The sequence below is a fragment of the Pectobacterium carotovorum genome, from assembly GCF_033898505.1.
GTDB lineage: Bacteria > Pseudomonadota > Gammaproteobacteria > Enterobacterales > Enterobacteriaceae > Pectobacterium > Pectobacterium carotovorum_J.
Map to the genome: position 1 here is coordinate 1,416,115 of NZ_JAXAFK010000001.1, position 20,366 is coordinate 1,436,480.

The 20,366-nt window shown below is 58.1% G+C and carries 5 protein-coding genes; all 5 read left to right on the top strand.

Annotation, left to right across the window (positions count from 1 at the left end):
* Positions 1-254 precede the first annotated feature (254 nt).
* The 5 genes from R9X49_RS06230 to R9X49_RS06250 all read left to right on the top strand — a co-directional run bounded on the left by R9X49_RS06230 (position 255) and on the right by R9X49_RS06250 (position 20,332).
* Positions 255-650: a POTRA domain-containing protein gene (locus R9X49_RS06230; RefSeq protein WP_319847604.1), complete on the top strand. Its 396-nt coding sequence runs from the start codon at positions 255-257 to the stop codon at positions 648-650.
* Positions 651-761: 111 nt separating this feature from the next.
* Positions 762-18,254, top strand: a complete 17,493-nt coding sequence (locus R9X49_RS06235) for a hemagglutinin repeat-containing protein (protein WP_319847605.1) — start codon at positions 762-764, stop codon at positions 18,252-18,254.
* A gap of 1 nt (position 18,255) precedes the next feature.
* On the top strand, positions 18,256-18,513 hold the full coding sequence (locus tag R9X49_RS06240) for a hypothetical protein (RefSeq protein ID WP_319847606.1): 258 nt from the start codon (positions 18,256-18,258) through the stop codon (positions 18,511-18,513).
* 282 nt (positions 18,514-18,795) lie between these two features.
* Complete coding sequence (locus tag R9X49_RS06245; protein ID WP_319848595.1) at positions 18,796-20,097, top strand: VENN motif pre-toxin domain-containing protein; 1,302 nt, start codon at positions 18,796-18,798, stop codon at positions 20,095-20,097.
* The gene (locus tag R9X49_RS06250; protein ID WP_319847607.1) at positions 20,087-20,332 is read left to right on the top strand and encodes an immunity protein; all 246 of its coding nucleotides are present in this window, start codon (positions 20,087-20,089) and stop codon (positions 20,330-20,332) included. Before R9X49_RS06245 ends, R9X49_RS06250 begins: the two co-directional genes overlap by 11 nt.
* The last annotated feature ends 34 nt before the right edge of the window (positions 20,333-20,366 follow it).

The window sequence follows — 20,366 nt, forward strand, 5'->3', positions numbered from 1 at the left end:
CTGAACAGAATATGGTTTCGCTGTTGATATCTTGTTTCTAAGCGTGTCCAGACGGTGGGGCGATAAGAGGAGGTCATGAAATAGGCAGTATTGTACGACGAGGTGTAATAAACCTGAAATTATTGGTTAAGGGGATATTTTATCTCAACTTAACGCAAATCTATTGTCATAAAATTATATATTACCTGACATATTGAGCTTGGTAATTAACGGTTCTACTATGCCGAAAAAACTATTATCATCAGGGATGAAACATGCGTTGTTTTTTCAGGCTGATTGCTATCATGCCTGCGCTATTTTTTTATACCGTATTTTCTGTGCCACTTAATCTAGCAAACCGAAATGACATTCAGCAGCGTCAGATCGAGGTGGTCGAGCCATCTCGGCAACAGCACGATTTATTATTGCAATTAAATCAGCTACAAACGACGATGAGCCCAGTTGGCGGAAGCAATGCCGGATACTGCTTTTCCACTAAGGAAATTCATTATCACAATAGCTCGCTGCTGGGTGAAAGAGATAAAAATAGGTTAAATAAAAATTATATTAACCGTTGTATTAATGTTAATAACATTAATCAGCTGGTTTATAACGACAGCAATAAATACATCAGGCTGAGCTATATTACCAACTGGGCTATTCCATTGTGAATCTTTCTAATAAAAACCGGATAGCGCCGTGGTGTATTACCGCGTTGGGCTGTCGTTTTAATTATTCATTTTTAATGTTTCGTTGTTAATCATTAAGACCGGGGATCAGGGATGAAACCAGTAAAAACCACACAGCGCCTGCTGGCGTACACGCTGATCCACCTTATTGCGTTTCAGCCGCTGCTGCCAGCGATGGCGGCGGGTGTGCAGGTCGCGGCGGGCAACACCTCGCTGGATCAGGCGGGTAATGGCGTACCGGTCATCAATATCGCCACGCCAAACAGCGCGGGGATTTCCCACAACCAGTACCAGGACTTTAACGTCGACAAGCCCGGCCTGATCCTGAATAACGGCACGGCCCAGTTGAACCCTACCCAGCTCGGCGGGCTGATCCAGAACAACCCCAACCTGAAAGGTAAAGCCGCCGACGCCATTATCAACGAAGTGGTGTCCACCAACCGCAGTACGCTGGCGGGCTACCTTGAAGTGGGGGGCAAACAGGCCAGCGTCATCGTGGCCAACCCGAACGGCATTACCTGCGATGGCTGCGGTTTTATCAATACCCCGCAGGTGACGCTGACCACCGGAAAACCCCAGCTGGATGCGCAGGGAAACCTGCAACATATCGACGTGAAGCGCGGCGATATCACGCTGACCGGGCAGGGGCTGGATGCGAGCAAAAGTGACTACCTTAGCCTGATTGCCCGCACGGCGCAGATTAATGCCGGGCTGAATGCCAACGATACCCGGATTGTGCTCGGTGCCAATCAGGTTGACGCGACGGGCAAGGTGACGGCGCAGGCGGCGGATAGCGGCGTTAAGGTCGCGCTGGATACGGGCGCACTGGGCGGCATGTACACCAACCGCATCAAGCTGGTTTCCAGCGATAAGGGCGTAGGCGTCAACGTCGGTAATCTGAGTGCGCGCAGTGGCGATATCACGCTGTCGGCCAACGGTAAACTCACCCTGGGCGATACGGTGGCGCAAGGCACGATTCAGGCAGACGCGGATGCGCTGGCGTTGCGGGGTAAACAGCAGGCGGGTGACGCGCTGACGCTGAACGCCAGACAGGACATCACGTTGCAGGACGCGACGCTGCGTGCCGGGCAAAATATCGAGTTGTCATCGGGTGGCGGGCTGAACGCGCAAAACAGCGTCATCAGTGCGGGCGTCGATGCGCAGGGCAAGGTCAAATCAGCACATCACGCCTCCATAAAAAGTGACGGCGTCACTCTTGAGTCTACCCAGCTTGCTGCCGGTAAGGTGACGATCGACGCAGGGCAATCGCTGCAGCAGGATGCGCAAAGCGGCATCAAAGCGGAGTCGGTGCTTGAGGTGCGCGGCGACGCCGTATCGCTGGCGGGGAGCGCGGGCGCTGAGGATGTGCGACTCGAGGCGAAAACGCTTAACGGTGCAGGCAGCGCCCAGCTTCAGGCGAAAGACCGTGCCACGGTGCGTGTAGCGCAGCAGGGCGACTGGCAGGGCAATCTGACCGCCGGTAATGGGCTCACCGTTGACGGCGGACGTCTGGTGCAGCGCGGTACGCTGGCGGGGAAAACCCTCACGCTGACGCTGGATGCGCTGGACAACCGCGGCGATATCGCCGCACTGCAGGCATTGACGTTCAGCGGCGGTGACATAACGAATCGCGGCACGCTGGCGGCGGCCGAGCGGTTGACGGTTAACGCACAGCGTCTGGACAACAGCGGATTACTCAGCGCCCGGAACGAGGTGAAACTGGAACTGCAAACGGTGCTGAACAATCAGGGCAACATTCTGACCGATAATCAGCTGTTTTTGCTGGCCGACCACCTCACCAATGACGGCACACTGCAGGCTGCGACGCTGAACGCACAAGCTAACCAGTTCACCAATCAGGGCGAGGTGACCGCGAACGAACTCGATCTGACCAGTCAGACGACCGAAAACCATAATGTTATCAATGCACAACAGATGCTGGCGCTGCACGGCGGTAGTCTGGTGAACCGCGGCACGCTCAGTGCGGGTGAAAAACTGGCGCTGACGCTGGGAGACGCGCTGGATAACCGCGGCCTGATGCAGGCCGGCAACACCCTGCAGGTCACCGCTGACCGCCTCAGCAATGCCGGCACGCTCACCGCACCGGCATTGCAACTGCACACCGGTACGCTCGCCAATCAGGGGACACTGCAGGCCGACAACGCACTGCAACTGGACGCCACGCGTACCCTGACGCAATCCGCTCGCGGCACGCTGCTGGCGGGCACCGACCTGACGGTGAACGCCGGACAGGCGGAGACCGATGGCGCGATTCAGGCGCAGCAGTTCCTGCTGAATGCCGAGCGCTGGCTCAACGCGGGTAAAACCAGTATTACCGGCGACGGACAGATTACCGCTACGCAACTGGACAACCGCGGCAGCCTGCTGGCCACCGGGAACTGGACGATTAACAGCAATACCGCCAGCCAGGCCGGGACGTTGCAGGGTAATGCACTGGCTATTCAGGCGATGACCCTCACCAGCAGCGGGCAGGCACAGGCGCGGGGCGCGGTGAATCTGACTGTCGCCGATACCTTTACCAATAGCGGCGACTGGCTCAGCGGAGAGTCGCTGCGCCTTCAGGCGGCGAAGGCCGAGAATCGGGGCTCGCTGCAGGCGTTAACCCTGACGGCAGACGGTGAATATCTCAACAACCGCGGCACGATGAGCGGTATCACTAACCTGTCGCTCTTCCTGAGCGGCAACCTGACTAACGCCGGCACGCTGCAGAGCAATCAGCTCCGTGCGGAAGCAGCACGCCTTACCAATCAGGGCACGCTTCACGGCACCGATGCGCTGACGCTGGCGATAGCCGGCAACCTGTCCAATCAGGGTGAGTTGCTGAGCGAGGGCGACAGCACCACATCGGCACACCGGTTTGATAATCAGGGGACCTTGCAGGCGAAAAACGCCACGCTGCAGGTCGATGAACTGGATAACGCGGGGAAAATCGTTGGTGTGTCCTCGCTGGCGCTGACGGCGACCTACGGGCTCACCAACCGGCAGGCAGGAAAACTGCTGTCTCAGGGCGTAGCGACGCTCACGGCGGCGGATGCCGTCAATGCCGGAGACTGGCAGGCGAAAGCCCTGACGCTGGCGGCAGAGAATCTGACCAATGACGGGCAGATTCAGGGGGATGAGGCCTTGTCCCTGACGCTACCCGCAACGGATGGCAAAGGCACACTAGTTAACCGTGGCACCGTGACGACAGGTGGGGACGCCACACTGTTCGCGCGCCTGATGGATAACCAGGGCTCATTGTCCAGTCTGGGCCATACGTCGTTGACCGGACTGTCGCTGATTAACGACGGCCGTCTGGTCGCGGCGACAGGCCTGTCGCTGCGCGGCGACTATCAGGGCCGTGGCCTGCTGAATACGGCGGGTACATTGACGCTGCACGGCGACACGCTGGCGAATAACGGGCACTGGGAAAGCCGTGCGCTGTCCTTACAAGGGAAGCACGTTACCAATCAGGGCACAGTGCTGGGGAACTCGGTCGTGCTTTCCGCAGATCGTCTGGTTAACCACGGCGACATCACGGGTGTCGATACGCTAACGCTGTCGCTCGGCGGCAACCTGAATAATATCGGCACGTTGCGCAGCGACAGCCTGTCGGTTGCGGCGGCGGGCATGAACAACCGTGGCGAGTTGCAGGGCATTAATAATCTGCAACTGGATGTGGCGGGGTTATTGGATAACGCGGGCGCGATCGGCGGCAGCAACACGCTGGCGGTGACGGCAGATGCCGTCGAACAACGCGGCACGCTGGAAGGAAAAACCGTCACGCTGGATGCGGCCTCGCTGACCAATCAGGGCAAAATCCTGGGCGTGGATGCGCTGACGCTGTCGATTGCCGGTAACCTGTCTAATGATGGCAGCCTGCTGACCCAGAAAAATGGCGTGGTAACGGCACAGCAGGTGGACAACCGCGGACAGTGGCAGGCGGGGAGCCTGACTCTGCAGGCTGATGAGCTCGTGAATGCCGGGCAGATACTGGGGATTGACGCGCTCTCCATAACAGCACAGCACGGGCTGACCAACCAGCAGACCGGGAAGCTGCTGACGCAGGGCGCGGCGGTGTTGCAGGCGGCTCAGGCAGAGAACCACGGCGAGTGGCTGGCGGATAACCTGACGCTTCAGGCGGCCAGTTTCACCAACGCCGGACGGGTGCAGGCCGAAGGCGATATCGGCATCACGGTCGCGCCTGCAAGCGCTGCACATCAGGGTTCATTCCTGCCGATGGCGCTGTCGCTGGCGGCAGATATTCAGCAACTCAATGCGTCATCCACACGTCAGGGCCGCGGAGCAACAGACGGTGTGCTGGACAACCGCGGCACGCTGGTGTCCGGGGATGACACGCAGCTGCGCGCCACGCAGCTAGCCAATCAGGGCTCACTCGCCAGCAACGGCACGGCAACCCTTATCGGCGAGACGGTGGAGAATGCCGGAACCGTGCTGGCCGTCACCTCGCTGTCACTGGCGGGAAATTATCAGGGCAGCGGGTCGCTGCAGACTGACGGGTTGCTGGACTGGTCCGGTGCGACGCTCACCAACCGCGGACGGTGGCAGGCAAACTCTATCCAACTGCAAGGACACGCGCTGGAGAATCAGGGCACGCTGCTGGGGCAGCGGACAGACATCACGGCCGATACCCTGTTTAACGGCGGCGAGATTGCCGGCATTGATGCACTGCAACTGACCGTTGCTGACCGCCTGACCAATCAGGGCCAGCTTTATGGGGCGACGCTGGGGCTGTCGGCGACTGACCTGTTCAATCAGGGCGAGGTCTCCGGTGACGCGCTACACCTGACGCTGCAGAAGACGGTGCGCAATAGCGGCCTGATGAGCGGCAGTCAGCGGGTGCAGCTGGAGGCTGATCAGGTCGATCAGTTGGGTTCACTGGAAAGCCGCCAACTGCTTGTGCAGGCGGATGCGCTCGACAATCAGGGCACGATGCTGGGCGTGGATGCGCTGACGCTGGCGATTAATACCACAGCGCGCAACAGCGGAAAATGGCTGAGTCAGGGCGACAGCACGCTGACCGCCAGACGGCTGGAGAACTCAGGCCAGTGGCAGGCGAAGACGATGACGTTGACGGCGGATGACGTCGAGAATGCCGGACAACTGCTGGGGCTGTCGGCACTGATGCTGACGGCAACGGGCCGCCTGAACAATGCGAAAACCGGCACGCTGCTCACCCAGGGCCTGGCGGTGCTGAACGCGGCTGAGGCGAGCAATGAGGGCGAATGGCAGGCGGACAGCCTGACGCTGGACGCGCAGCAACTGACCAACGTCGGTCATATTCAGGGGGATACCTCGCTGAAGGCGACGCTGGCAAACGGCGAATTACACAATCAGGGCACGCTGTGGAGCACGCTCGCCACTATTGCCGCCCGGACGCTGAGCAACGACGGCACCCTCACCGGGGCGGCCGGGCTGCAACTGACGCTGGATGAGGCGTTAATCAATCAGGGTACGCTGAACAGCTCTCAACTGACCACACAGGCCGACAGACTGGATAACCGCGGGAAAATCAACGGCCTCGACCGCCTTGAACTGACAACTGGCAATAGCCTCACCAACCGCGGCACGCTGTACGGGGCGGCGGTGACGCTGAACGCCAGCGACCTGACCAACCACGGCACGCTCACCGGTGTCGACAGCCTGAATCTACATCTGAATGGAGCGCTGAATAATACTAGCGACATCAGCAGTCATGCGCTGACCCTCAAGGCCAATGACGTCGTCAACCACGGCGCTCTGACGGGCGTGAACGGGCTGACGCTGGCGCTCGGCCATCATCTTGATAATCAGGGGGCGCTGAACAGCCAGGCGCTCGCCATTGCCGCCCGCGACGTGACCAACGGCGGGCAGCTTAACGGCACGCGTGACCTGCAACTGATGCTGGACGGCACCCTGACCAACACCGGTGACCTTACCAGCCAGCGTATCGGTATCACCGCGGCGGACGTGCTGAACCACGGGCAGGTGCTGGGCTCGGACGATCTGCAATTGGATCTGCGTAATCAACTGGATAACCGCGGGCTTATCAGCGGCAGCACCACGCTGGGTATCGTTGCGAACCATATCGACCAGCAGGGCACGCTGGAAGCCCGTAAGCTGAAGGTGGACGCGCAGACGCTGGATAACCACGGCAAGATGCTGGGTGTCGATGCACTGACGCTGGCAATTGCGGGAACGGCCCGCAATCAGGGCAACTGGCTGAGCCAGGGCACCAGCACGCTGACGGCAGATCAGGTTGATAATCAGGGGCAGTGGCAGGCAGGTGACATCACGCTGCAGGCCACTGACCTGACCAACCGCGGACAGATTTTTGGTATTAATGCGCTGTCGCTGAGTGCCGCCAACGGCCTGACGAATCAGCAAAACGGGAAACTCCTGTCGCAGGGTATTGCGGTATTGCGTGCGGCGACGGTGGCAAACGACGGCAACGCGCAGGCGGACCGCCTGACGTTTGACGCGCAGCAGTTGACCAACCGTGGGCGGATGCAGGGGGACCACGGGTTGGCCATCACGCTGGATCGTACCAACCCCGCCAGCCGGTTAACCAATCAGGGGACGTTGCTCTCCGGCGGCGACAGCTGGCTGAGCGCCAGCCAGCTCAACAATCAGGGCACCGTGTCCGGCGTGGGTAAGGTGACGCTCGACAGCGGTGCGATAAACAACGCGGGCAACGTGATTGCCGACGGGGCGTTGTCGCTCGATGGCGACTATCAGGGCACAGGCCTGCTGCATACCGCCGACACGTTGACGCTGCGCGGCAATCTGCTGCGCAATAGCGGACGCTGGGAAAGCCGGGCGCTGGTGCTGAACGGCGGTGCGTTCGACAACACCGGCACGGTTATCGGTGAGCGTGGCATCACACTGGAACTACGGGATGACCTGACGGTTGGCAGCACCGGCCAACTGCTGACCAACGGTATCCTGCAGGCGCAGGCAGCCACGGTCATGAACGACGGGTTCTGGCAGGGCAACACGCTGGCGCTGACGGCGGATGACGTCGGGAATGCCGGACGGCTACTGGGACTGTCGGCGCTGTCGCTGACGGCGAAAAATAAATTGACCAATGCGCAAACCGGCACGCTGCTCACGCAGGGCATGGCGGTGCTGAACGCGGCCGAGGCAAGCAACGAGGGCGAGTGGCAGGCGGACAGCCTGGCGCTGGACGCGCAAAACCTGACCAACGTCGGCCATATTCAGGGCGATAAAACGCTGAAGGCGACGCTGGCAAACGGCGAATTACACAATAAGGGCACGCTGTGGAGCAAGCTCGCCACTGTTGCTGCCCGGACGCTGACCAACGAAGGCACCCTCACCGGCGTTGACGGTCTTCAACTGACGCTGGATGACGCCTTAACCAATCAGGGCACGCTGAACAGCTATCAACTGACTGCGCAGGCCGACAGGCTGGATAACAGTGGGAAAATCAACGGCCTCGACCGCCTTGAACTGACAACCGGTAATAGCCTCACCAACCGTGGCACGCTGTACGGAGCGGCGGTGACGCTGCACGCGAACGACCTGACCAACCACGGCACGCTCACCGGCGTCGACAGCCTGAATCTACATCTGAATGGGACGCTGAATAATACGCGTGACATCAGCAGTCATGCGCTGACCCTCAAGGCCAATGACGTCGTCAACCACGGTACCCTAATGGGCGTGAACGGGCTGACGCTGGCGCTCGGCAATCATCTTGATAATCAGGGCGCGCTGAACAGCCAGACACTGGCCATTACTGCCGATGAGGTGACCAATGGCGGACAGCTGAACGGCACGCGTGACCTGCAACTGACGCTGGACGGCACCCTGACTAACAGCGGTGACCTCACCAGTAAAAACATCAACGTCAGCGCGACGAATGTGCTGAACCGCGGGCAGATGCTGGGCTCGGACGATCTGCAACTGAATGTGCGTAATCAACTGGATAATCGCGGGCTTATCAGCGGCAGCAGCACGCTGGGCGTGGTGGCGAACCATATCGAGCAGCAGGGCACGCTGGAAGCCCGTAAGCTGAAGGTGGACGCGCAGGCGCTGGATAACCACGGCAAGATGCTGGGCGTGGATGCCCTGACGTTGGCAATTGCGGGAACGGCACGCAATCAGGGCAACTGGCTGAGCCAGGGCAGCAGTACGCTGACGGCGGACCAGGTTGACAATAACGGCCAGTGGCAGGCGGGCGATATCACGCTGCAGGCCACTGACCTGACCAACCGTGGTCAGATTTTTGGTCTCAACGCTCTGTCGCTGACGACCACCACTGACCTTGGCAACCAGCAGGGCGGCACGCTGCTGTCGCAGGGGCTTGCGACATTACGTGCGGCGACGGCGGCAAACGACGGTGACGTGCAGGCGGACCGCCTGACGTTTGAGGCCCAGCAACTGACCAACCGCGGGCGGATGCAGGGGGACCACGGGTTAGCCATCGCGCTGGACCGCGCTAACCCCGCCAGCCGGTTAACCAATCAGGGCACGTTGCTCTCCGGCGGTGACAGCTGGCTGAGCGCCAGCCTGCTCGACAATCAGGGCACGGTCTCCGGCGTGGGTAAGCTGACGCTCGACAGCAGTGCGGTAAACAACGCGGGCAACGTAATTGCCGACGGGGCGCTGACGCTTGACGGCGACTATCAGGGCTCGGGCCTGCTGCATACTGCCGACACGCTGACGCTGCGCGGCAATCAGCTGCGCAACAGCGGGCGCTGGGAAAGCCGGGCGCTGGCGCTGAATGGTGGCGCGTTCGACAACACCGGCACGGTTATCGGTGAGCGTGGCATCACACTGGAACTGCGCGATGGCCTGACGGTCGGCAGCACCGGCCAGCTTCTGACCAACGGTGCCCTGCAGGCGCAGGCTGGTGATGTCATTAACGACGGGTTCTGGCAGGGCAACACGCTGGCGTTGACGGCGAACGGCCTGACCAACGGCGGGACGCTGCTCGGTCAGGACGGGCTACGGCTTGATTTGCTGGGCACTTATCAGGGACGTGAAACGTCTCGCCTGCTGAGCGATGGCGATGCCGTTATCACGGCCGACCGCCTGAACCAGAGCGGTGAGATAGCCGCGGGCACGCTGAATCTGACCACCCGCGCGCTGGATAATGGCGGACGCATACTGGGTAGCCACGGCCTGACGGTGACTAACCGTGACGAGCTGATTAACCGCGCCGGGGCGGAACTGCTGACCAACGGCGAAGGTCGCCTCGACAGCGGCACGCTGCGCAATGCCGGTACGCTGCAGGCTAACAACCTGCAACTGCGCGCCCGTGAGATGGAGAATCAGGGTCGTATTCAGGGTACCGACGCGCTGCGCCTGCTTGATGTGCTGCGCTATGTCGGCGATAAAAGCAGCCAGTTGCTCAGCAACGGTGCGGCTACGCTCCAGGCTAAACAGGCGGACAACGCCGGGTTATGGCAGGCGGGTACACTGACGCTGAACGGTGACACATTCAGCAATCGCGGCACCGTCGCGGGGCTGAACAGCCTGTCGCTCAATGGCAACGTGCTGAACAATCAGGGTGAGCTGTTCTCGCAGGGCGCGGTGACGTTAACCGGCAAGACGCTGGAGAACGGCGGCACGCTAACGGGTATCGGCGGCTTTACGCTGCAGCTCACCAATCGCGTCGATAACCTGGCGACGGGGCGGTTGCTCAGCGGCGGCACAGGGGAACTGACCACCGGCGTGCTGAGTAATCAGGGGCTGTGGCAAGCGGACGACCTGCGCCTGACCGCGCGTGACCTGGAGCAGCAGGGCAATCTGCTGGGCGTGCAGCGCGGGACGCTGCAGCTGAGCGGGACCTATCAGGGCGCACAGGGCAGCCAACTGGTCAGCGGCGGCGACCTGAGCCTGACGGCACATGACATCACCAACCGCGGGCAGATACAGGGAAACACGCTGACGCTGGGTGCCGATGAACTCACTAACCACGGCACCCTGCGTGGCGACCGTGCGCTCAATGCCACCGTTGTCGGCCAGTTCAGCAATGCGCCGCAGGCGCGTTTAAGCAGCGATGCCACGCTGAACGTGCAGGCGACTGCACTGGACAATCAGGGCGACATCAAGGCCGCCGCCACCATTCTGACGGGCAACACCGTCACCAACGGTGGCACGGTGCAGGGCACCGCGGCATTGCAACTGGACGCGACCGACCGGATTATCAACCAGCAGAGCGGACAACTGTTGTCCGATGGCACCACCACGCTGAACGCGGCGGCGGTGGACAACCACGGCTGGTTGCAGGGACGCGGGCTGGTGCTCAACACCGCGCAGCTGACCCAGCAGGGCAGCCTGATGGCGCAGGACAAACTGACGCTGAACATTCCGCAGTGGGTGAATAACGGGCTGGTGCAGGCCGGTGAACTGGAGATTATCGCGGATGAGCTGGACAACCACGGCACGCTGCTGGGGCTGACACAGCTGGCGCTGCAGACGCAGCGGCTGATTAACCGTCAGGGCGCGAAACTCTACAGCGCACAGGACCTGCGCCTGAAAACCCATGAACTGCAGCAGGACGGGCAACTGGTGGCGCTGGGCAACCTGAGCGCCGATGTCACCGGTCCGCTGACCTTCACGCAAACCATGGCTGCCGGACAGCAGCTGACGCTGAACGTGGCGGGTGACCTCGACCAGCGCGGGACGTTACAGGGTCAATCCGTCCAACTGACCAGCACCGGCACGCTGACCAATCAGGGCCGCATTCTGGCGGGCGGCGGGGACTCGCGGATCAGTGCAAAAGACATCGTACAGGCAGAAGCGGGCAGCGTTCAGGCGGGCGGTAATCTGACACTGATAAGCGACAATACGCTGAATAACCAAGGGCTGATTGGCACCACCGGTGACCTGCTGGTGCAGGCCGGCGGTTTGCTACACAACAGCAGCATGCTGTATGCGGGCGACAACATGCGCCTGCTGTCGGATTCGCTGACCAACGTGTTCGGCACCATACTGGCAGGCAATAACCTGCTCATTCAGCGTGACGCACAGGGCAACGCCAGCACCTCGCTGCTCAACAGCTCCGGCACCATCGAAACCCAGTCCGGCGATATCACCATTAACACCGGCACGCTGACTAACCAGCGTGAGGGGTTGGTGGTGACGGAAACGGAATTGGCGGGGGACTCAGTGCCGGATTGGGCGGGGAAAACGACGGCGGATATTCCCATTGGGTGGTTTAAACCAGAGGATTATGGAGTCGTTATTTTTCATGAAACAGATGATCACGGAATAAATAGAAGTTCCACTTCTGCTGTATATGTTCCATTTGAACGTGCTGATGTTCAAAAGTTTATAGCTACAAAAAAATCTGTTGATATTATTGCGAAAGGTAGCGAAGGGGTTATTAAATCTGATAATGATTTGTTTATAAACTCTATAGAGGTGAATAATCACGCGTCATTAATTTTTGCGTTGGAAAATATATTTATCAGTGGCGATATAATAAATAATCTCTCTTACCAGGCTGGTACTTCTATCGAATATCTAACCTATGAAAATCAACAGGGTAGAATGTTGTTGCCTGGGTATTTTCAATCCTTTGGTTCAACGATTAAATATCGGCCAGGTGAATATTATGAGAATGGAAGGTTATTCGGTTTTGGAGGGATGAAGGGCTATGATAGTTCAAGAATGTGGCATTTCATGCGCTATATCCTATCCGGCACCCCAACTTACGAAAAAACCGAAGGCGAAAGTTATAACGCCTTAATTCAGGCGGGCGGCACCATTACCGCCGATGTTAAACAGGATGTCAGCAATACCACGTTGCAACCGGGCAGCGGCGGGTTTATGCCTGCCTCGACCAAACCAGTGCTGGATGCCATTACCACGCTGTCACCCTTGCAGAAGCAGACCACGCGCCAGTTGGCCAGTCAGGATTCGTCGTTTAACGCCGGTACGGTAGACGTCACCAAAGCAGGTAGCGGGCAGGCAACGCTCGCCGGCAATGCCGCAGGCGTGACGGCGACAGGCAAAACGGTGACGCTGACGCCGCAGGCGGGCACCGCGCTGCACGCGGGCGCCCAGGCGGACAACATCACCACGGCCATCGCGGCTCCAAATACTGCCGGGCCGCTGACGCTCAATACCGGTGACGCAGTGGTGTTACAACCTTCTACTTCCAGGCACGTCAGCAATCCCGATGCGGTCGAATTGACGCAGCAGGCAGGCATCGTGCTGCAAGCGGGCGCGCAGGCGGATAACATCAGCGCGGTAATTGCGGCGCCGAATACCGCCGGGCCGCTGGTGCTCAACACCGGTGACGCGGTGGTGTTAGCGCCTTCAGCTTCCGGTCACGTCAACAACCCCGATGCGGTCGCACTGACGTCGACAGGTCAGCGGCCCGATGGCGGCAAGAGCCTGACGCCGGTTAACGTGGACAATACCGCAACGGGCGTCACGATAGCGGGCACGGTGGAAGCGCCTGCTGCGTTGGCCACACCGGGCATGGCGGCGATTGACGCACCGAAGCCGACGGTCGGTGCAGACACTCTGCCGGGCGGAGCTGCGCCACAACCTCTCTCTGCCGCCGCGCTGCTGAGCGCCATCGGCAACGGGCTGCAAAATCTGAGCACCAACCCGCTTGCCGATTATCCGCTGCCGACGGGCAATAACGGGCTGCTGGTTGTCGATCCAAATGCGGACAGCCGTTACCTGATCCACACCAACCCGAAACTGGAACAACTGGGGCAGGTGGATAACGCGCTGTTCAGCGATCTGCAGACGCTACTGGGACAGCAGCCGTCAACGGTGGTACCGGTCGAGACGCGCTCACAGTGGACGCAGGCCGATAGGGTACTGGGATCGTCCTATCTGTTGGATAAACTGAATCTGGATGCAGACCACGATTACCGCTTCCTCGGAGATGCGGAGTTTGATACCCGCTACATCAGTCAGGCGGTGTTGAAACAGAGCGGGCAGCGCCACCTGAATGGCACCGGCTCCGATCTGGAACAGATGCAGAAACTGCTGGATAACGCGGCTGCGGCGCAGAAAGGCATGAACCTGCAGTTGGGCGTCAGCCTGACGCCGGATCAGGTCGCGAACCTCAGCCAGAGCATGGTCTGGTGGGAAAATATCGAGGTCAACGGGCAAACCGTGCTGGCACCGAAGCTGTATCTGGCGCAGGCGGATAAAAGCAACCTGCAGGGCAGCGCGATTGTCGCGAACAAGGTTGAACTGAACGCGGGCGGCAGCGTTACCAACAGCGGTACGCTTAACGCGGTGGAATTGCTGGCGATTGCCAGCGGCAACAAGATTGATAACCACGAAGGCGGTTTGATCAAGTCAGACGGCGGTCTGAATCTGGTGGCGCTCAACAATATCACCAACAGCGGCAGCCGGATTGAAGGCAACACGCTGCAGCTCGCCAGCATCAACGGCGATATCATCAACCGAACCGAAAGCCGCAACTTCCAGACCGCACAGCCGACGGCTTCGCGCAGCGGCACCGGCTCGCTGGTCTTCACTGAACTCGGCAAAACCGCCGAGATTGTGGCGGGCAACAGCCTGACGCTCAGCGCGGGCAAGGATATCCGCAACGTGGCGGCTACGCTCAACGCCGGACAGGACATGGCGCTGAACGCCAAAGGTAATGTGGCGATTGAGGCGCTGACGCTGACCAACAACCGCGTGGATATCGGTTGGGGTAGTAACAACACCGCGCTGAACACCGCTGTGCAGGGCAGCACCGTCAATGCCGGCGGTGCGCTGAGCGCGGTGGCGGGCCAGGATATTCAGATCGATGCCAGTTCGCTTTCCGGTGGAACGGCGCTGACGCTGGCGGCGGGTAATGATATCCGTCTGACGGCGCAGGACACGCTGAAAGAGACGCTGTATCAGGGGGGCAGTACCGCGCAGCGCCGTACTCAGGCGGTGGCAAACAGCCAGCTCCTGAGCGGGGGCGATCTGAATCTGGTGGCTGGGCGGGATGTGCTGTCCGAAGCGGCCAGCCTGAACGCCAAAGGCAATGCGACACTGGCAGCCGGACGCGATCTCAACCTGCTGTCCCAAGAGGAAGAGACCTACAGCGGCAACGGGTGGAACCGTCATGCCGACTGGCAGCAAAACATCACCCAGCAGAGTACCGAGTTAACGACGGGCAAGGGCCTGAACTTGCAGGCGGGCAGAGATATCAACTTGCAGGCGGCGCAGGGTGTGGCGAGCGGTGCGGTGACGGCACAGGCGGGTAACAACATCAACCTGCTGTCGGCCACCGAAACGCAACACACGTTCTTTGAAGAAACCCAGGTCAAGAAGAAGCGCTTTTCGAAGACGGTGACGCATACCCTGCAGGAAACGTTGCAGACTAATGAGAAAGGCAGTCTGTTATCGGGTGACAGTGTCACGATGGCAGCCAATCAGGATATCAACCTGCAGGGCTCCTCCGTGGTCGGTGACAAGCAGGTCACGCTGCTGGCGAATCATGACGTCAACACCGCTGCCAGCGTCGAGAACTACCAGAACTATGAAGAGCACAGCAAGAAAAAAAGCGGCCTGTTCAGCGGTGGCGGCATCGGCTTTACCATCGGTTCAACCTCGACCAGCCAGAAACTGCGCGATCAGGCGGCGACCCAAAGCCAGAGCATCAGCACCCTCGGCAGTACGACCGACTCGGTGACGGTGAAGGCCGGGAATGATGTCACCATTAGCGGCACCGATATGGTGGCCGGGAAAGACATTCTCCTGCAAGGCAACAACGTCACCCTCGATCCGGGCTATGACACGCGCAAACAGCAGCAGGAGTTTCAGCAGAAAACCGCGGGTCTGACCGTGGCGCTCTCCGGCGTGGTGGGCTCGGCGCTCAACAGCGCGGTGCAGAGCATTCAGGCGGCAAAAAGTGAAAGCGATGGTCGGCTGGCGCTGCTTCAGGGCATGAAAGCCGGGCTGTCCGGGTATCAGGCCTATCAGGGCAGCCAGTCCGAGCTGAACAACAAAGGGGAAGCCTCTTTTGTTGGCGTCAGTATTTCTATCGGGGCGCAAAACTCACGCTCCAGCCAGACCAGCGAGCAGAAGCAGAGCTTTGGCTCGACGCTCAACGCGGCGGGGGATATTGGCATTGAATCGCGCACCGGGGATATCACAGTCGCAGGCAGCCAGCTTAAGGCGGGCGGCGACGTCATGATGAACGCGGCGCGGGATATCCACCTGCTCTCTGCGCGTAACAGCGAGGAGATCAGCGGTAAAAACAGCAGCAGCGGCGGGAATATCGGCATCAGTCTGGGCTTAAGCAACGGGAGCGCGGGGCTCAGCATTTTTGCTAACGTCAATGCGGCGAAAGGGCGGGAAACCGGGACGGGCAATAGCTGGTCAGAAACGACGGTGGATGCGGGTAACCACGTCACGCTGAAAAGCGAACGTGATACGCGACTGACTGGCGCGCAGGTGAACGGCGGGCGTATTGATGTTGATGCCGGACGTAATCTGCTGCTGCAAAGTCAGCAGGACAGCGAGCGTTATGATTCCAAACAGACCAGCGTGGCCGCCGGCGGCAGCTTTACCTGGGGATCGATGAGTGGCAGTGGTTACCTCAGTGCCAGCAAAGACAAGATCCACAGCAACTATGACAGCGTGCAGCAGCAGACGGGGTTCTTTGCCGGTAAAGACGGATTTGGTATAAAAACCGGTGAACACACTCAGCTTGACGCCGCGGTGATTGGCTCCACCGCCAGCGCAGAGAAAAACCGGCTGGAAACGGGGACGCTGGGCTGGAGCGGGCTGAACAACAAAGCCGAGTTCAAGGTGGAGCACAGTGGCATCGGTCTCAGCGCGAGCCCCTCGATGAGTGGCAGTATGCTCTCGACGCTGGCGATGACGGTCCCGTCGGCGCTGATGTCGCTGGGTAACAGCGGCAGTGCCGCCAGCACCACCTATGCTGCGGTGAGCGATGGTACCTTGTTGTTGCGGGATACGGCGAAGCAGGTGCAGGATATCGCTACGCTGAGCCGTGACGTTGAGCACGCGAACAACGCGCTCAGCCCGATCTTTAACAAAGAGAAAGAGCAGAAACGCCTGAAACAGGCGCAGCTGATTGGTGAAATCGGCGCGCAGGTGATGGATATCGTGCGCACGGAAGGCGAGCTGAAAGCGCAGAAAGCCGCGGAGGCCAAGGGTGACTCTAAAGTCAAACGTCCGCAGGACGGTGATTCAGCACAGGAATGGGAAGCCTATAAAAAGGCGCTGACGGAATCGCCGACCTACAAGGCCGAGATGCAGAAATACGGCACAGGCAGTGACTTCCAGCGTGCGGCACAGGCGGCCACGGCGGCGATCCAGGCTCTGGCGGGCGGGGATATTCAGAAAGCGATTGCCAGCGGTGCATCACCGTATCTGGCCCAGCTGGTGAAAGACGCCACGCTACCGAAGGATGAAAGCAAAATCACGGCATCGGATATCGCAGCCAATGCGATGGCGCACGCCGTGGTGGGGGCGGTAGTTGCCCAGCTGTCGGGCCAGGATGCGGCCGCGGGGGCGATTGGTGCCTCCAGCGGTGAACTGGCTGCCCGTGCGATTATGGCCACACAATATCCCGGCAAGACGGCGAACGACCTGACGGAAGCGGAAAAGCAGTCGGTCAGCGCACTTTCCACGCTGGCCTCCGGGCTGGTATCCGGTCTGGCAGGCAACAGCACGGCGTCTGCCGCCAGCGGCGCACAGTCAGGGCGTAATGCGGTTGAGAATAACTATCTTTCCAGCGATATGTATGCGCTGGACAGAAAAGTGAAAGCAGCCAAAGAAAAAGGAGAGGATATTACTCCTATTCTTGAAGAGGCACGTAAGCAGGCAGAAAAAGACAGGGAAAAACAGATAGCATCGTGTCAAGAGAACCCTGATACGTGTGCATTTGGCCGTGAGGTTGCAAATGATGCTTATAATGCATATGTTGAAAATGGATTCTTACAGGGGATTGACCCAGATGTTGCCAGATTTGTACAGCAGGAGACGGGTAACGATAATGCGGTCATAGACCGATATGCCAGTGAGTTTGGTAAAGGCTTGGCGGTTGTCTCTGAGGGGGCCGCTTTGCTTGCAGGGACAGGCGTTGGTGTGCTTTTACCCGGTAAAGCAGGTGTGTCAGCTAGAGATTCAAAATTAAGCCAATCTAAAATAAATGAGATTGTTAATACTCCAAAAGGACAACGGCCTGAGCCATCAACATACATGTCAAAAGCTGAAATAGATGCGCATTTGGCTAAGTTTGACGATGGGGCTGTGAGATTTACCTCAATGGGGGATGTGAAAAAGTATGGAACTATTGGTCCAGATAATGGGTTTGTGATGCCCAAATCTGAATTCGACAAATTGATAAAAGAATCAAGTGGTAATCTCAGGATTGTGGAGAAAAAACTGGGACTAGAGTCGGGCTACTTAGGTAATTCAAATACAGGCGTTTTTTATATCAAGAAGCAAGATATTAAGAATTTGAAAATCCCATCAGGGAATGAGCTTGGTGCAAATAAATTTTGGTTGCCTGGAGGAAAAACATCTGGTGGTGTTTCTGAGGCTGTAATGGATTTTTCACACAAGCCAAACGCTCAGTTGATTGATTTGAATAAATATAATGGTGGTAAGTGAAATGAATGATATGGATAAATACTACACAATGAAATCATTTTCATATCCTGAAAAGGTCCCATTGGTAGATGACGAATTCTCAACCGAGGATTGGTGGAGAGTAAGGAAATTAAATAATTGTCAGTATGTTTTTTTCTGTTTGTCAGGAACTCAGGGAACTGAAGAACAAAAAGTAGAAATTACAGAAAGTGAATACAATGAGCTAATTAATGGTCATTTAACAGCAAATGATATTTGTTTGAAATATAAAATTGGCTAATGGGATGCTGTAAATCATTTTGTGTCTGTCATTCAAGTACTATATGGATCAGTAGTTGTCCATGTTCAGCGGTGATGATGACTGTGGTATCGGCCTCAAATTCCGTAGCTTCTGGCTAGGCACCTTTGAGGTATAGGCTGGACTTCGGCTGTAATCGCGCGTCATTTCGGTCTGTGTGACGTTGAGCACGCGAACAATGCGCTCAGCCCGATCTTTAACAAAGAGAAAGAGCAAAAACGCCTGAAACAGGCGCAGCTGATTGGTGAAATCGGCGCGCAGGTGATGGATATCGTGCGCACGGAAGGCGAGCTGAAGGCGCAGAAAGCCGCGGAAGCCAAGGGCGACGCCAAAGTCAAACGTCCGCAGGACGGTGATTCGGTCGCGATGTGGGAGGACTATAAAAAGGCGCTGACGGAATCACCGACCTACAAGGCCGAGATGCAGAAATACGGCACGGGCAGCGACTTCCAGCGCGCGGCGACGGCGGCGATTCAGGCTCTGGCGGGCGGGGACATCCAGAAAGCGATAGCCAGCGGTGCATCGCCGTACCTGGCGCAACTGGTGAAAGATGTCACGATATCGAAGGATGAAAGCAAAATCACGGCGTCGGATATCGCGGCCAACGCGATGGCGCACGCAGTGGTGGGGGCGGTGGTCGCGCAACTGTCGGGACAGGATGCGGCGGCGGGGGCGATTGGTGCCTCCAGCGGCGAACTGGCCGCTCGTGCGATTATGGCCACACAATATCCCGGCAAGACGGCGAACGACCTGACGGAAGAAGAAAAACAATCCGTCAGAGCACTTTCCACGCTGGCCTCTGGGCTGGTATCCGGTCTGGCAAGCAACAGCACTGCTTCTGCCGCCAGCGGCGCACAGTCCGGGCGCAATGTGGTTGAGAATAATCTTTTTGGTTTTGACTTAAAGAGCACGCCACAGGGGCTAAGAGATTTTGGGCAGTCGGCAACGTCGTTGTACACCAATACCAACCTGACGGATGAAAACGGTAATATTCTTAATCCGATAACAGAAGAAGAACGGCAGTATGCGATGCACAAGTTGATCACAGGTACGATACCTGAAGGGCAGGATCCTGTCCGAGGTCTTTTAATCGCGTGGGGAGTTGGAGCATCAGTGGTTGTCGCGCCGGTATTTTTACCCAGTATGTTGAGTGCTGGCACAATAATTGGCGGCGGAGCCATTAGTGGTACAGCAAATATTAGTAATCAGTTAATGGGAAATAGTTCATTTAGCTATACCGATGCGCTGATTGCGACGGGGGCTGGGGCAGTCACACAAGGCAGAGGATTCTGGTTTACAGAAGTTGTGAGTGTTGGCGGTGCTTACGCAGGAGCAAAATTGCAGAATAAAGATCCGTTGACGGCATCCATCGCGGCGGGGATTGGTACGGCGATTGGTGCTGCTGGCGGTAAACTAATCACCTATAGTAATAAGCTAAATCCTATTGTTTCAGATAGAGCTGCGGAATCCGTAGGAGCGGTAGTCGGTGCTTTGAGTTCAGAAGCAGCGACTTCTGAGGCGGAGAACCAAGTAAAGGCAATCAGGAATAATCAAAATGGCAAATAAAATAGGAATTAAAACTCTTTTGATTCTAATCACGTCATTCACAGTGTTCATTGCTTTAACTGTGCTCCTTATTAGATTAGGTATCGCATCTGTATTCTTTTTTAAGGATGGTTTTTTTTACTTTTCATGGCAGAACGGAGTTATTGACTCTGCTAGAAAAGGTCTATCGGGGGGGATTCCCTTAGGGGTAGGAATCTGGATTATGTCCCGGCTCAAAGCGAATAAAGATAAATAAAATACATTCAAAGATCCCGGAACCACCGGGATCA

Coding starts and splice junctions, on each gene's coding strand:
- R9X49_RS06230 (WP_319847604.1), top strand. CDS start 255: ATGCGTTGTTTTTTCAGGCTGATTGCTATCATGCCTGCGCTATTTTTT.
- R9X49_RS06235 (WP_319847605.1), top strand. CDS start 762: ATGAAACCAGTAAAAACCACACAGCGCCTGCTGGCGTACACGCTGATC.
- R9X49_RS06240 (WP_319847606.1), top strand. CDS start 18,256: ATGAATGATATGGATAAATACTACACAATGAAATCATTTTCATATCCT.
- R9X49_RS06245 (WP_319848595.1), top strand. CDS start 18,796: ATGGATATCGTGCGCACGGAAGGCGAGCTGAAGGCGCAGAAAGCCGCG.
- R9X49_RS06250 (WP_319847607.1), top strand. CDS start 20,087: ATGGCAAATAAAATAGGAATTAAAACTCTTTTGATTCTAATCACGTCA.